12 protein-coding genes are annotated in these 15467 nt (G+C 61.9%); 5 read left to right on the forward strand and 7 right to left on the reverse strand.

Annotated elements, in window-relative coordinates:
• Positions 1 to 139: 139 nt before the first annotated feature.
• Positions 140 to 814, forward strand: coding sequence for an alpha/beta hydrolase (locus NKH78_RS21765; protein WP_352689395.1), 675 nt, complete (start codon positions 140 to 142; stop codon positions 812 to 814).
• A 9-nt stretch (positions 815 to 823) separates the two neighbouring features.
• On the opposite strand, the gene sthA is transcribed toward NKH78_RS21765, so the two are convergent.
• Positions 824 to 2212: a Si-specific NAD(P)(+) transhydrogenase gene (gene sthA / locus NKH78_RS21770; RefSeq protein WP_352506526.1), complete on the reverse strand. Its 1389-nt coding sequence runs from the start codon at positions 2210 to 2212 to the stop codon at positions 824 to 826.
• A gap of 210 nt (positions 2213 to 2422) precedes the next feature.
• Between sthA and NKH78_RS21775 the strand changes: the two genes are divergently transcribed.
• From NKH78_RS21775 to NKH78_RS21785, 3 genes are all read left to right on the forward strand, one after another.
• On the forward strand, positions 2423 to 2893 hold the full coding sequence (locus tag NKH78_RS21775) for an RDD family protein (RefSeq protein WP_352506527.1): 471 nt from the start codon (positions 2423 to 2425) through the stop codon (positions 2891 to 2893).
• Between the two features lie 138 nt (positions 2894 to 3031).
• The gene (locus tag NKH78_RS21780; RefSeq protein WP_023717252.1) at positions 3032 to 3796 is read left to right on the forward strand and encodes an arginyltransferase; all 765 of its coding nucleotides are present in this window, start codon (positions 3032 to 3034) and stop codon (positions 3794 to 3796) included.
• 122 nt (positions 3797 to 3918) lie between these two features.
• Entirely contained in the window at positions 3919 to 4815 is an 897-nt protein-coding gene (locus tag NKH78_RS21785) for a DMT family transporter (RefSeq protein WP_352506528.1), read from the forward strand.
• Here NKH78_RS21785 and NKH78_RS21790 read toward each other — a convergent pair.
• Together NKH78_RS21790 and parC are read right to left on the reverse strand one after the other, a co-directional pair.
• Entirely contained in the window at positions 4803 to 6023 is a 1221-nt protein-coding gene (locus NKH78_RS21790; RefSeq protein WP_352506529.1) for an AI-2E family transporter, read from the reverse strand. The two genes, NKH78_RS21785 and NKH78_RS21790, sit on opposite strands and share 13 nt — an antisense overlap.
• A 279-nt stretch (positions 6024 to 6302) precedes the next feature.
• Complete coding sequence (gene parC / locus NKH78_RS21795) at positions 6303 to 8555, reverse strand: DNA topoisomerase IV subunit A (protein ID WP_352506530.1); 2253 nt, start codon at positions 8553 to 8555, stop codon at positions 6303 to 6305.
• A 369-nt stretch (positions 8556 to 8924) separates the two neighbouring features.
• Between parC and NKH78_RS21800 the strand changes: the two genes are divergently transcribed.
• Complete coding sequence (locus NKH78_RS21800) at positions 8925 to 10118, forward strand: aq_1923 C-terminal domain (protein ID WP_352820780.1); 1194 nt, start codon at positions 8925 to 8927, stop codon at positions 10116 to 10118.
• 80 nt (positions 10119 to 10198) lie between these two features.
• Here the strand turns inward: NKH78_RS21800 and aspS are convergent, their stop codons facing one another.
• The 4 genes from aspS to NKH78_RS21820 form a co-directional block, all read right to left on the reverse strand.
• Positions 10199 to 11989: an aspartate--tRNA ligase gene (gene aspS, locus NKH78_RS21805; RefSeq protein WP_352883980.1), complete on the reverse strand. Its 1791-nt coding sequence runs from the start codon at positions 11987 to 11989 to the stop codon at positions 10199 to 10201.
• 214 nt (positions 11990 to 12203) lie between these two features.
• Positions 12204 to 13028 carry a carbohydrate ABC transporter permease gene (locus NKH78_RS21810; RefSeq protein WP_352820779.1) on the reverse strand — a complete coding sequence of 275 codons (825 nt, stop codon included), beginning with the start codon at positions 13026 to 13028 and terminating at the stop codon, positions 12204 to 12206.
• 19 nt (positions 13029 to 13047) lie between these two features.
• Entirely contained in the window at positions 13048 to 13968 is a 921-nt protein-coding gene (locus tag NKH78_RS21815) for a carbohydrate ABC transporter permease (RefSeq protein WP_352883983.1), read from the reverse strand.
• A 20-nt stretch (positions 13969 to 13988) separates the two neighbouring features.
• Positions 13989 to 15257 (reverse strand): ABC transporter substrate-binding protein, encoded by a 1269-nt coding sequence (locus NKH78_RS21820; protein WP_352506532.1) that lies wholly within the window; start codon positions 15255 to 15257, stop codon positions 13989 to 13991.
• Positions 15258 to 15467: the final 210 nt, after the last annotated feature.

Genomic DNA, 15467 nt, shown 5'->3' on the forward strand with positions numbered 1-15467 from the left:
AATCCCTCCCGCGGGGATTATATCGGCAAAGAAACGGACTGAAATGCGCCCGGTTCAATCAACTTTCGCGGAGCTTGAAAATATTCCGTTTTGAAGCCGGCAAATGAATGAAACATCGTGAAAACAAAAGGATGCAACTATGTCCGAAAAACCTCCGGAAGATGACTTTTTGCGGCGCGACCTGCCATTTTTTTATCGCGTTTACAGGCCCGCAGCACCAACCGGAGAGTGCCTCTTTCTGCTGCATGGATCGGGTGTCGACGAGACGACTCTGGTGCCGCTGGGGCGCCAAGTCTCGCCGCACGCCACCTTGGTGGCGGTGCGTGGCCGCATCGCCCAGGAAGACGGTTTCCGCTGGTTCAGGCGGATTTCGCCGATACGATTCGAGCAGGACAGCATCCGCAAAGAGGCGGACGCTTTCGCTGACTTCATCCCCAAGGCCGCGAAACGCCACGACCTCGATCTCGCCCGAGCCTCCTTTATCGGCTACTCCAACGGCGCCAACCTGGTTTCAAGCGTGATGCTGCTTCATCCGCGGCTGATCGTCCAAGCGGCTTTGCTGCGCCCGATGCCGGTTCTGGACGAGGTGCCGCCGGCGGATCTCAGCAACGCACGGGTGGTAATCTTATCCGGCGCCGACGACCTGATTTACCGGCCCTTCGCACTCGCGCTGGTCGGACTGCTCAGCCGGCATGGCGCCAAAGTCGAGGCCCACACCGTCGCCTCCGGCCATGAAATCGGCAATCCGGACGCCGCGATCGTCAGGCGGTGGCTGGCAGATCCTGCAGCCGCCGTTGCAACGTCAGATCGATAAGCCTCGAAGCTAGCCTCGCCCCATGCGGTTCCAGGCGTCCAGCCCGGCGATCTTGTAGGCTTCGGCCAGCGTCGGATAGTTGAAGGTGTTGTTGACGAAGAAGTCGACAGTGCCACCGAGATTGATGACCGCCTGGCCAATGTGGATGAGTTCGGTCGCGCCCTCGCCGACAATATGGGCGCCGAGCAGACGGCGTGTTTCGATCGAAAACAGAAGCTTCAGAAAGCCGGTGTTGACGCCCATGATGTGGCCGCGCGAGGTCTCGCGAAACCGCGCCACGCCGACCTCATAGGCTGCACCACTCTCGCGCACCTGCTCCTCGGACTGGCCGACAGTGGAGATTTCCGGCACGGCATATATGCCATAGGGAAAGGTTTCGGGCGGCGGCGGCAACGGCACGCCGAACGCGTGGCAGGCGGCCACCCTGCCCTGCTCCATCGAAGTCGAGGCCAGGCTCGGAAAACCAATGACGTCGCCGGCGGCATAGATGTTGGGCGCGCTTGTCTGGAACGTCTGCGGATCGACCTTGATGCGGCCCCTGGGATCGGCCTCAATGCCGACCGCTTCCAAGCCCAGGCTGCCGACATTGCCGGTACGCCCTGCAGCATAAAGCACCATCTCGGAACGTATGGTGCGGCCGTCGGCCAGCATCACCTCGGCATGATCGGGTTTCGAGGCGATCTCCTTGACGGCGCTGCCCAAGCGGATGGTCATGCCGCGGTCGCGCATCTGATGGATGAAGTCGTCGACGATCTCGCGGTCGACGAAATCCAACATGGTATTGCGCGGCTCGACCAGCGTCACCGACACGTCGAGCGCCGAAAAGATCGTTGCATATTCGACGCCGATGACGCCGGCGCCGATCACCGTCAGAGTGCGCGGCAGGCGGTCGAGCTCCAGCATCTCGTCGCTGTCGAAGATCCGTGTCTTGTCGAACGGCACGTCGCGCGGCCGGTGCGGCCGGGTGCCGACCGCGATCAGCGCATGGGCGAAGCCAACCTCGCTGTAGTCGCCGGTGTCGGTGGTCAGGCTGACCTTGTTGGGGCCGAGGAATTTTGCCGCGGCACGTGCGCTCTTGACCGTGTTGCGCATGAACTGGTGCTGCAGCACCTCGACCTCATGGTCGAGCGTCTTATGCAGGCGCTCGACCAGATCGCCAACCGAAATGTCCTGCTTGACCCGGTAGCCGCGACCGTAAAAGCCGCGCTCGCGCCAGCCTGAGAGGTTGAGCACCGTCTCGCGCAACGTCTTCGACGGGATGGTGCCGGTATGCACCGACACGCCGCCGAGGCGCCGGCCTCTGTCGACCACCAGCACCGACTTGCCGAGCTTGGCCGACTGCACCGCGGCGCGGCGCCCGGATGGGCCGCTGCCGATGACCAGCATGTCGTAGTCCATGTCGCCCCGTCCCCTCGGCTTGGCGCTTTTGTTGCGCCGCAGCAAGCTAACGCTATCCGCGCCACAAATTCAACAAGTCACAGACGGCGCCAAGTGCTCCGTCACCATCTACATGGTGGACGGCTCGATCTTGATTCCGCCGCGAACCTTCACCATTTCATCCACAAGCGGCCCCGTGCATTAACCCGGGTTCGATTACGAGGAAATGACATGAACGCTCGCGTTCTCGACGGCGAAATCATCACCAGCAGGCTCGAAGATATCAGCGCCTATGAGGGCGTACGCACGCGGCGCATTCTCGCCTTCTTCATCGATTATTTCATCGTGGCGCTGCTCACCATTCCATTCGCGATCCTGGTGTTCTTGTTCGGGCTGTTGACGCTCGGCCTCGGCTGGATGCTGTTTTCCATTCTCGTGCCAGCCGTCGCCATCCTCTACATCTGGAACACGCTCGGCAGTAAAGACCAGGCCACCACCGGCATGAAGATAATGGGCATCCGGCTCGACCGACTCGACGGCAGCCCCATCGACGGGCTGACCGCCGTCGTGCATTCGGTGCTGTTTTGGGCCGGCAATGTCATCCTTTCGCCGCTGGTCCTGCTGGTGAGCCTGTTTTCCGATCGCAAGCGCACGCTGCACGACCTGCTGCTCGGCACTGTCGTCAGCCGCAGCGGCCGCTGAGCAGACTTTTGAAGCGCGGCCGCAGCCTTTGCGCACAAATGTGAAGACGTCCAATCAACCAGGCTTTCACAATCCTGTTGAATTTTTCGGCTTCCGCGCCAAAGGTAGAGCGATTCGCAGGAGTGTTTCCAAGGCTCGATGACGCAGCACCCGACCCAGTCGCCGCAGTTCTTTCTGACCGCGCCCTCGCCATGTCCCTATCTCGAGGGCCAGTTCGAGCGCAAGGTGTTCACACACCTGGTCGGCGACAAGGCCCCGGAAATGAACGATCTGTTGACGCAGGGTGGATTCAGGCGGTCGCAGAACATCGCCTACAGGCCGGCTTGCGAGACCTGCCGCGCCTGTGTGTCGGTGCGCATCCTGGCGCAGGAATTCACCGCCAGCCGCAACATGAAACGGGTCATACAGCATAATTCGGATCTGGTCGGCGCCATGCACGACGCCGAGCCCTCCACCGAGCAGTATTCGCTGTTCCGCAGCTATCTCGACGCCCGCCATCGCCGTGGCGGCATGTCCGATATGACCGTGCTCGACTACGCCATGATGGTAGAGGATACCCATGTCGACACCAAGGTCATCGAATACCGTCGCCGCGGACCCGACAGCTTCATCACCGGCAAGGGCCAGGGCGAGCTGATCGCCGTGGCGCTCACCGACAAGATGGCCGATGGCCTGTCGATGGTCTATTCCTACTTCAACCCGGACTTCGAGGACCGCTCGCTCGGCACCTTCATGATCCTCGACCACATCGCCCGCGCCAGGGCGATGGGCCTGCCCCATGTCTACCTGGGTTACTGGGTCAACGGCTCGCGCAAGATGAATTATAAGATGCGCTTCCAGCCGCAGGAGCATCTCGGCCCGAAAGGTTGGGAACGCTACAATCACGAAGCGGTTTCGCGCTGATCTTCGCTTTCGGTATTCAGTCTTAAATTGTTTCGAGGAAGATGCCCGCTGGGCTTCCGGCCGATCGGCTGGAAACCGGGCAGGTCAATTTTGCGCCTCCAAGCCTACGCGAGAATTGCCGCATGTCTTCCCACAACGAGCACCAGAGAGGCCTTCTGATCACCGCCATCGGCGGGCTGACGCTGACGGTCGACATTCCGCTGATCCGGCTCGCCGATGGCGAGGCATGGACGATCCTGCTGTTGCGCACCGGTACGACCTTCGTCGCCACGCTCATCATCTGGGCCGTCTGGCGCTCGCTGAGCGCAAAGGCGCCGCAGCTTATCCCGGGCTGGTCAGGGCTCATCGTTGCCGCCCTCTACGGGCTCGGCTCGATCGCCTTCATCACCGGCGTCTACAGCACCTCGACCGCCAACCTCGTTTTCATCCTGGCGTTCACAACCATGTTCGCGGCCCTTTTGTCATGGCTGTTCCTGAAGGAGAGGCCACGGCCCCTGACGCTTGCAGCGCTGGCACTGATGATCGTCGGCGTGACGATCATTGTCGGCGATTCCGTTGGAACCGGACATCTCTTCGGCGACCTGATGGCGCTATGCTCGGCTTTCATGATCGCAGCGGCCATCACTATCTCGCGCGCAAGCGGCAAGGATATGGGTTTCACGGCGCTGATCGGAGTGGTCCTGCCGCTGGCCGTCGCCGCCCTGATGGTTTCCAAGGTGGGTTTTCACGTCAACGCGCCATGGTGGATCGTCTTCAACGGTGCCGTCATCATGCCGATCTCTTTCTTCTGCCTCGCCAACGGCCCGAAATACATCTCCGGGCCGGAAGTGGCGATGTTCTACCTGTTAGAAACCGTGCTGGCGCCGGTCTGGGTGTGGATGATCTTCGCCGAAGCGCCGTCGCGCTACAGCCTGATCGGCGGCGCAATCCTCATCATGACCTTGATCGGCCATTCGCTCTGGCAGTTGCACGAGGGGCGCAAGCGCCGCGCCACGTTCGCCGTCAGTCACCCGGCCTGATTCTTTTTCGCGGCGGCACGTTCGGCGACAATTTCGATCTGCGGCGGCGCGTCATCGTGCTCCGCCGGTTCGGCGGCAGCGAGTTCATCGGTCAGTTCCACTTCGCGCAGCCATTCGCGCCAGATTGCGACCAGCAGGGCCATCAGCACCGGGCCTATGAACAGGCCGAGAAAACCCATCGTCTTGACGCCGCCGATCAGGCCGAAAAAGGTTGGCAGGAAGGGCAGCTTTATCGGCCCGCCGACCAGCTTTGGGCGCAATGTCTTGTCGACGACGAAGAGTTCGACCGCGCCCCAGACGAACAGTGCCAGCCCAGCCATCGGCGAGCCGCTGGCGGCGAGATAGATCGAGACCAGCGTGAAGGACAGGGGCGCGCCGCCGGGGATCAGCGCCATGATGCCGGTCAGCGCGCCGAGCGTCACCGGCGAAGGCACGCCGGCCAACCAGTAAGCGATGCCCAGCACCAGCCCTTCGCCGATGGCGATAACGGTCATGCCGGTCACCGTCGAGGAGATCGTCGCCGGCACCACGCGTGAGATCCGTTCCCATCTGGCCGGCAGGATGCGTTCGCCGAGGCGATCGACCTGTCCGGCGAAATGCTCGCCGTCACGATAGGCGAAGAACAGCGCGATCATCATGAACAGCAGCGTCAGCAAAAGGCCGAAGGCGCTGCCGCCCGCGGCAAGCACGCCGCGGTAGATGCTGCCGATATTGGCGCCGCTGATCAGCTGGATCAGTTCGCCGATACCGCCAGGGTGGCCAACGTTGACCGTCCATTGTTCATTGAGCCATTCGCCCACCACCGGCATGGTGGCAATCCAGTGCGGCGTCGGCGCACCGTAGCGGTTGGTCTCGATCGACCAGTTGACCCATTCGCGCACCTCATTGATGGCGTAGGTGCCGGCAAGCGCGATCGGCACCACCAGGAAGGTCAGGATGAACAAGATCGCAAGCGTCGCCGCGATGGTGCGGTTGCCGCCGACGCCGGCGAGCAGCCGTCGGTAGAGCGGCCAGCTGGCGAAGGCGATCACCAGGGCGGCAAGGACCGGAAACAGGAAGCCGTGGAAGAAGTAAACGCCAGCGGCAACGATCAGCACCAGGAGCCAGCGCGCCGCCGACAGCGGCGGAATGACAGCGGCCCTGAGCGGCGTCGACAGGCCAAACAGGCGCTGCTGCCGCTCCGGCTTCTGTATCCTGACTTCCTTCAAGCGCCCAATTCTCCCTGGCCCATAGCGTCGCTTATGCACTGATATAGTGCAGCAATCGTGACGACATTCCAAATGTTTGGGTAGAGCTGCTAATCTCCCCGCTTGAGGAGGAGATGGCCGGCAGGCCAGGGGGGTCGCCGAGCGTGAGACGCCAGCCTCCTCTGTCTGCGATACGTGAGGCGCCAGTCCCCTCCGTCTGCGATAAGGGTCGTGTCTGGACGTTCCGACCCCCTCTGTCGCCTTCGGCGACATCTCCCCCTCAAGGGGGGAGATACCGCTTCACCCGAACTTCCCCGTGCGCGGGAACCCCTTCGGCACCATGCGGCCGGCCGAGGCGCGGGCGCCAATCCATTCGGCAAGCTCGTCACGCGATTTGGTAAAGGTGCGGTCTGCCGAATCCTGCCAGGACAGGCCGCTTGCGAGCGTGAAGGTCTTGAGGTCGAGGACGCCGCCGTCCTTGTACTTCTGCAGGCGCACGCCCTTGCCGCGCCCCATCTCCGGGATCTCGGCCAGCGGGAACACCAGCATCTTGCGGTTCTCGCCGACGATGGCGAGATGGTCGCCCGCGACGCTCACGCAGCGCTGGGCTTCGTCTGGCGCCTTGACGTTCATCACCTGCTTGCCCTTGCGGGTGTTGGCGACGACTTCTTCTTCCGGCACGATGAAACCGTTGCCGTCATGCGACACCAGCAGCAGCTTGCGCTTGGGATCATGGACGAAGGCGGTGACGATATCCTGGTCGTTGTCCATGTCGACGATGATGCGGATCGGCTCACCATGGCCACGCCCGCCGGGCAGCCGGTCGGCGCCGATCGTGTAGAACTTGCCGCCGGTGGTGAAGACCAGCACCTTGTCGGTGGTCTGGGCATGGAAGGCGAGCTTGAGGCTGTCGCCTTCCTTGAAGGTCAGGGCCGAATGGTCGGTCAGATGACCTTTCATGGCCCTCAGCCAGCCCTTTTCCGAAACGACCACAGTGACCGGCTCGCGCTCGATCATGGCATGGGCGATATCGGTCAGGTCATGCTCGGGTGCGTCGGCGAACTCGGTGCGGCGTTTGCCGATGTCGGTCTCGGGCCCGTATTTCTGGCGAACATTGGCGACTTCCCACTTGATCGTCGCCCACTGCTTGGCGTCGGACGCAAGCAGTGCCTCGATCTGCTTCTTCTCGCCGGTCAGACCATTGAATTCCTCGCGGATTTCGAATTCCTCGAGCTTGCGCAGCGCCCTCAGACGCATGTTGAGGATGGCTTCAGCCTGGGTGTCGGTGAGTGACCAGCGGGCCATCATCACTTGCTTGGGCTCGTCCTCCTCGCGGATGATCCTGATCACCTCGTCGATGTTGAGGTAGGCAATCAAATAGCCGGCGAGGATCTCCAGCCGCCTCTCGATCTCGCCGAGGCGGTGCTTGGAGCGGCGGATCAAGACGTCGCGGCGGTGCTCCAGCCATTCCTTGAGCACACCTTTCAGCGACAGCACGTTCGGCACCTTGCCGCGCGACAACACGTTCATGTTGAGCGGAAAGCGGCTTTCGAGCTCGGTCAGCTTGAACAGCGATTCCATCATGATGCCGGGATCGACCGAGCGGCTCTTCGGCACCAGCACGACGCGGATGTCCTCGGCGCTCTCGTCGCGGATATCCTCGAGCAGCGGCAGCTTGCGTGCCATCAAGAGCTCGGCGATCTTTTCGATCAGCCTGGCCTTCTGGACGCCATAGGGAATTTCGGTGACGACAATGTTCCAGGTGCCCCTGCCCTGATCCTCCTGGCTCCATTTCGCCCTGACGCGAAAGCCACCGCGACCCGTTTCGTAGGCTTCGAGGATCGAGGCTCGACTGTCGACGATGATGCCGCCGGTCGGGAAATCCGGCCCCTGGACGAAGTCCATCAGCTTGGTGACGGGCGCATCCGGATGATCGATCAGGTGAAGCGCGGCGTCGCAAAGCTCGGCCGCATTGTGCGGCGGAATCGAGGTCGCCATACCGACGGCAATGCCGGACGAGCCGTTGGCAAGCAGATTCGGGAAGGCGCCGGGCAGCACCGCCGGCTCCTCGTCTTCCTCGTTGTAGGTCGGGCGGAAATCGACCGCATCCTCGGTGATGCCTTCCAAAAGCAGCGTCGACACTTCGGTCATGCGCGCTTCGGTGTAGCGCATGGCGGCGGCGTTATCGCCGTCGATATTGCCAAAATTACCCTGCCCGTCGACCAGCGGGTAGCGCATCGAAAAATCCTGCGCCAACCGCACCAACGCGTCGTAGATCGACTGGTCGCCATGCGGATGGAATTTGCCCATCACCTCGCCGACGATGCGGGCGCATTTGGCAAAACCCTGGTCGGGGTTGAGCCGCAACAAGCGCATAGCATGCATGATGCGACGATGCACCGGCTTCAATCCGTCGCGCACGTCCGGCAGCGCCCGATGCATGATGGTCGACAGCGCGTAGGCGAGATAGCGCTCTTCCAGCGCCTTCTTCAGATCGACCGGCTCGATATTGTCGCCGCCGCCACTCTCGGGCGGCAAAAGCCTTTTTCCCATGGGCTGGCACTAGCCGAGCGGGTGATTCGCGGCAAGAGGCACCAGTATGCCTCCTCCTAAAGCGCGTCGCGTTCGACCGGCCTCATGCGACGCTTTAGGTCCTTGTTTTGATGCATGTCGTCATCGCAAAACCGCTGCACACTTTGCGCGACATCCATTATGCAACGGGAATTGGGAGCGTCGCGACGCCGGCCAACATCAACCCGTTACATCCTGCTTCTATCGCAAGCCTGATGGATCGGGTTTGCCTTTAGCCGCGATTTTCGATCATTGTGCCGAGGCCCGCCTTTTTCCGGTCCAGTTCGTCGCCGAATGGTGACGACGCGACGATTTGAAAAGAATTTCAGGACACTCTCAGGGGAGCTCTCGATGACGATCAGGCACTCGACACTTATTAAAAGACTGGCTTTTTCGACCTTTTTGCTGACGCTGCCGCTGAATGCGGCATTCGCGCAGGATACCGCGGTCGCCGACCGGCTGAAGGCTGCCCTCGCCGCCCAGGGTGTCGACCTCTCCTGGACCGGAGTAACCGGCGACACCTCCAGCATGGTTCTGCAAGGCGTGGCGGTCAAACCGGCGGCCGAAAAGGAGGCGCTCAAGATCGGCGACGTCAAGCTCGAAGGGGTGACCGAAGCCAATGGTGGCTATCAAATCGCGACCGTGTCGACGTCGCCGTTCGAACATAGCGAGGATGGCGTCACGCTCAATCTCAGCCCCTTCGTCATCCACGACATGACGGTTCCGGCCGAAGGCGCAAGCGGCCCGCTGGGCTCGCTGATGATTTACAAATCGGCCGAGCTCGACAACATGACCGTCAAGGTGGCCGACAAGACCGCTTTCTCGATGGACGGGCTTGCCATCGCAATCACGCCGCCGGCCGACGGCAAGGCCTTGGCGTTTTCCGGCACCACGGAAAAATTCACTGCCGACCTGACACTGGTCGAAGATCCGAAGTCCAAGGAAGTCATCAACGCGCTCGGCTACCAGAACATATCGGGCAATCTTGAGATGGAAGGCACCTGGCAGCCTACCGACGGCAGGATGGACTTGTCGAAATACGAAATATCGGTCGACAATGCCGGCACGCTCGGCATGACCTTCGATCTCGGCGGCTACACGCTGGACGTCATCAAATCACTGCAGGAGATGCAGAAGAAGATGGCGGCGCAGCCCGAAGGCGCCGACAATTCGGCGCAAGGCATGGCCATGCTCGGGCTGCTGCAGCAGCTTTCGTTCAACAGCGCCTCGATCCGCTTCGATGATGATTCGCTGACCAAAAAGGTGCTCGATTATGCCGGCAAGCAGCAAGGCATGTCCGGCAAGGACATTGCCAACCAGGCCAAGGCGATCGTGCCCTTCGGCATGGCGCAGCTCAACAATCCGGAACTGACCGCGCAGGTTTCGGCCGCGGTCAACAAGTTCCTCGACGATCCGCAAAGCATCGAGGTCTCGGCCGAGCCGCCGGCAGCGGTGCCGTTCGCGCTGATCATGGCGGGCGCCATGTCCAACCCGCTCGACCTGCCGAAAACGCTCGGCGTGACGGTTACGGCAAACCAAGACTGACCGAGACAGGCTTCAAGCAAAAAGCCCGGCAGCGCTGCCGGGCTTTTTTATGAATCAACGGCACCGGTTCGGAGCGTTTTCTAAACCTCTTTCTTCGTCGCCACCACGCGCAGCGACAATTCGCGAAGCTGCTGCGGGCTGGCTTCCGACGGCGCGCTCATCAACAGGTCGTAGGCCTGCTGGTTCATCGGGAACATGGTCACTTCGCGCAGGTTCCTCGCGCCGACCAGAAGCATGACGACGCGGTCGATGCCGGCCGCCATGCCGCCATGCGGCGGCGCGCCATACTGGAAGGCGCGATAAAGGCCGCCGAAGCGCTCCTCGACTGTCGCGCGGTCCAGCCCGACGGTTTCGAACGCCTTGACCATGGTTCCGGGCAGATGGTTGCGGATGCCGCCGGAGGCGATCTCGAAACCGTTACAGACCATGTCGTACTGGAACGCCTTGATGCCGAGCAGATCCTCGCCGTTAAGCGCATCGATGCCGCCTTGCGGCATCGAGAAAGGATTGTGCGCGAAATCGATCTTCTTCTCCTCCTCGTTCCATTCGAAGAACGGGAAGTCGACGATCCAGCACAATTCGAAGCGGTCGCGGTCGACAAGATTGAGCTCCTCGCCGGCGCGGGTGCGCGCCGCTCCCGCGAAGGAGACGAACTTCTTCGGATCGCCGGCGACGAAGAAGGCGGCATCGCCATCGGCAAGGCCGAGTTGTTGTCGGATCGCGTCGGTGCGCTCCTCGCCGATGTTCTTGGCCAGCGGCCCGGCGCCTTCAAGCTTCTCGCCCTCCTTGCGCCAGAAGATGTAGCCGAGGCCGGGCTGGCCCTCGCCTTGCGCCCATGAGTTCATGCGGTCGCAGAAGGCGCGAGACCCGCCGGTCTTGGCCGGAATGGCCCAGACCTCGGCCTTCGGATCGTTGGCAAGGATGTTGGCAAATACCTTGAAGCCAGAGTCGCGAAAATGACCCGAGACGGCCTGCATCTCGATCGGGTTGCGCAGGTCCGGCTTGTCGGTGCCGTATTTGCGCATGGCGACATCATAGGCGATGCGCGGAAACTTCTCCGTCACTGGCTTGCCGGCGGCAAAGGTCTCGAACACCCCCCGCATCACCGGCTCCATGGTGGTGAACACATCCTCCTGCTCGACGAAGCTCATCTCCACGTCGAGCTGGTAGAATTCACCCGGCAGACGGTCGGCGCGCGGGTCCTCGTCGCGGAAGCAGGGCGCAATCTGGAAGTAGCGGTCGAAGCCGGACACCATGATCAGCTGCTTATATATCTGCGGTGCCTGCGGCAGCGCATAAAAAGTGCCGGGGTGGATGCGCGACGGCACCAGAAAGTCGCGCGCCCCTTCCGGCGACGAGGCGGTCAGGATCGGCGTCGAGAATTCCGTGAAGCCGACCTGGCCCATCAGCTTGCGCATCTCGGCGATGATTTTCGTCCGCGCCACGATGTTCTTGTGCAGCGTGTCGCGGCGCAGGTCGAGGAAGCGGTATTTGAGGCGGATGTCCTCCGGATAGTCCGGCTCGCCGAAGACCGGCAGCGGCAATTCCCTGGCCGCCGACAGCACTTCGATCTCGCGCGCGAAAATCTCGATCTCGCCGGTCGGCAAATTGGGGTTCACGGTGTCGGCGAGGCGCGCCTTGACCTCGCCGTCGACGCGGACGACCCATTCGCCACGCAAGGTCTCCGCGATCTTGAAGGCAGGCGAATCCGGATCGGCAACGATCTGGGTCAGACCGTAATGGTCGCGCAAATCGATGAACAGCAGTCCGCCATGGTCGCGCACGCGATGCACCCAACCCGACAGGCGAACGGTCGAGCCGACATCGACCTTCCTCAACTGGGCACAGGTATGGCTGCGGTAACGATGCATTGTCATTCTTAAAGTCCGGATGTTGGGTTGCGGCCGAGGCATGATGGCCCAGCCTGAAAATTTGCGCGAAAAGCACATGAGAGGGTGCATTTGTCAAGGCAAGCGGCGGCTGGGTCGAGTTCGCGTTCTTCCCGCCCCTATCCCACCGGCATCAATTTATGCCAGAGGCGTCAATCTGAGTTCGCTGCTCTGTGCCGGCAGTTCAACTATGCACTCACCCCTTCACCCCGCCCGCCGTGAGGCCGGAGATGATCTTGCGCTGGAAGATCAGGACAAGGATGACGAGCGGCACGGTGACGATCACCGATGCGGCCATGATGTTGCCCCACGGGATCTCGAACTGCGAGCTGCCGGAGAGCAGCGCTATCGCCACCGGCACGGTTCGCTGCTCGTTGCTGGAGGTAAACGTCAGGGCGAACAGGAACTCGTTCCAAGCGCCGATGAAGGCGAGGAGCCCGGTGGTCGCCAGCGCCGGCCACATCAGCGGCAGGAAGACGCGGCTGATGATGATCCAGGGCGTGGCGCCATCGAGGATCGCCGCTTCCTCCAGTTCGATCGGCAGGTCGCGAACGAAGGCGGTGAGCACCCAGACGGTGAACGGCAAGGTGAAGATCATGTAGGACAAGATCAGCGCGAACGGCGAATTGTAGAGGCCGAAGATGCGGATTAGCTCGAAAAGCCCGGCAAGCACCGCCAATTGCGGGAACATCGAGACGGACAGGATGATGAGGAGCAGCGCCGAACGGCCTCTGAAGCGGATGCGCGCCAGCGCATAGGCAGCGGTGATGCCGAGGAACAGCGAAATGAAGACGACGGCGCTCGAGATGAACAGCGAGTTCACGAGATTGCGCAAAAAGGTCCCCTCGGTGAACACGGTCCTGTAGTTGCTAAAGGTAATCGCCGTCGGCCAATAGTCGATCTGGAAGAGCGCCGTCCCCGATTTCAGGCTGGTAATGATGGCATAGTAGAACGGGAACACCGCGACGACGACGATAACGGCGACGAGGAGGTAGAAAGCCGTGCGCTTGACGATCCACATGGTCAGTGGTCCCCCATGATCAATAGTCCTTGTCCAGTCTTATCCGGCCGAGCCAAAGAACGAGCATGGTCAGCAGAGCGAGGATAAGGAAGAGCAACGTCGAGGCGGCGGAACCGTAGGCAAACTTGTCGAACTCAAACAGGCTCTCGCGGGCAAACACCGACATCGACTTGGTGTGTATGTTGTTTGGCGTAAGCACGTAGATCAGATCGAAGATGCGCAGGGCATCGAGACCGCGAAAGATCATGGCCACCATCAACGCCGGTCGGATGAGCGGCAAGGTGATCCTCCAGAAAACTCTCCACGCGCCGACGCCGTCGAGCTTGGCGACCTCGTAGATTTCTTGTGGAAGCATCTGGAGGCCGGCGAGAATGAGAAGCGCCATGAAGGGGGTCGCTTTCCAGATATCGACAACGAGGACGGCGACCATCGCCGTGTCGGCGCTGGCCGTCCAGGCGATTTTTGTGCTGATCAGGCCGAGCTTGAGCAGGACGTCGTTGATGATGCCGAACTGGTCGTTGAGCATCCACTGCCACATCTTAGCCGACACAATCGTCGGGATGGCCCAAGGGATTAGAATCGCGGCGCGCACGATGCCGCGGCCGCGAAACCTGGTGTTGAGCACCAGCGCGACGATCATGCCGAGCACCGTCTCGCAGGTCACCGAAATCACCGCGAAGCGCACGGTGTTCCAGACGGCGCGCCACCAGACCGGATCGGCGAGCAGCCCGTCGTAGATGACGCGGCCGCTCGGCATTTGCACGACGGAGAAATAGTTGGCGAAACCAACCCAGCGGCGGGCTTCGAGGTCGGCGAGCGAGGCATCGGTGAAGCCGAAATAGATCGTGCGCATCAACGGCCAGCCGGCAACGGCGGCGAGCACGATGAGCGTCGGGGCAAGCAGCAGCCATGCCGAGCGCGCACGCTGACGCGCCAGCATCGAGCCTGAGCGCGGCGAGGTCACCAGGCGGTGCCTTTGAGCCTGGTCAAGGAGAACTCCACATCGGCAAGGTTGTCGGCGGCCGTGCCCTCGCCGGAAATGGTGTTGTGGACGGCGGTCCAGAACTCGCTCGATGCCTCATTGTACCTGCTCTTGGCTTGGGCCGAGGGACGCGGCACCGCGTTGAGGACGACTTCCTTCCAGCGCGGAATCACCGGCTGGGCGCTGGCGATGTCGGCATCGTCATAGAGTGCCTGGATGGTCGGCAGATATGCCCCCTTCAAGGCGCGGTACTTCTGCATCTGCGGCGAGGCGATCCATCTGACCAGATCGATCGCTGCATCCGGGTTCTTCGAATATCTGGAAACCGCGAGATTCCAGCCGCCAAGCGTTGCTGCCGGGCGGGCGCCCTCGCCCGACCCCGGCGGCAGCGTGGTCACCTCGAACTTGCCTTTGATGGGGGAGCTTTCGCTGTTGCCAAGCGCGTAGGCATAGGGCCAGTTGCGCATGAAGACGGCGTTGCCGGTCTGCCAGACTCCGCGCGACTCTTCTTCCTGATAGGCCAGAACGCCGGGCGGCGAGATGGTTCCCACCCAGCTCCTCGCCATTTCCAGCGCCGCAACTGCTTGCGGATTGTTGATGGAGATCGTGCCGTCCGGCTCGATAATCTGGCCGCCGCCGTTCGACTTCACCCATTCGAGTGCATCGCAGGTCAGCCCCTCATAGGCGTTGCCCTGGAAAACGAAACCCCACATGTCCTTGTTGCCGGCCGCGCGCTCCTTGTCCATGACAAGCTTGGCGGTATCGGCAAGTTCAGCCCAGTTGGCCGGGACCCTGGCGCCGTATTTGTCGAGGAGATCCTTGCGGTAGTAGAGCGCCGGAGCGTCGGTGAATATCGGCAAGGCGACCAGCTTGCCGTCCACGGTCTGCGATTTGATGATCGATGGGAAATGGGTGCCAACGACATCCTTGGTCGCTTCGGTCAGGTCGATGAACTGCCTTGCAAGCTGGGGGGCCCAGATGATGTCCGTTTGATAGACGTCGACGTCGCTGCTTCCGGCGGCGAGCCAGAGCCGGTATTGGCCAAACTGGTCCGTCGCCGAGGGAGGCAGCGGAACGACGCTAACCTTATTGCCGGTCTTCTTCTCGTATTGATCGAGGATCTCGCGAAGGATTCTCTGGCCGTTGCCGGTATCGCCGGATACCATGGCGAGGTCGACAGCCCGCGCCGGCCCGGCTGCCAGAACTGCGGCCATGGCAAATGCCGCAAATGCGGGATGAAATTTCATGACGGCGGACCTCCCTTTGGAGCTTCAGGCCGGGCAGCAGAAACCACATCGATGCCCAACACCGTCTCCGCACACCGCCAGCTCACAAGACGCGTATTCGCCCCACCAGCACTGAACTACAAAGATACGCCTTGGTTCCAACACGGAGGGTCCGGCGCCACGCGGCAGCCCCCCGCTGGCCCCAACGCCGCCGGGAATTGCCGCTGGTAT

It is taken from the genome of Mesorhizobium sp. M0910 (assembly GCF_040319465.1).
Taxonomy (GTDB): Bacteria; Pseudomonadota; Alphaproteobacteria; order Rhizobiales; family Rhizobiaceae; genus Mesorhizobium.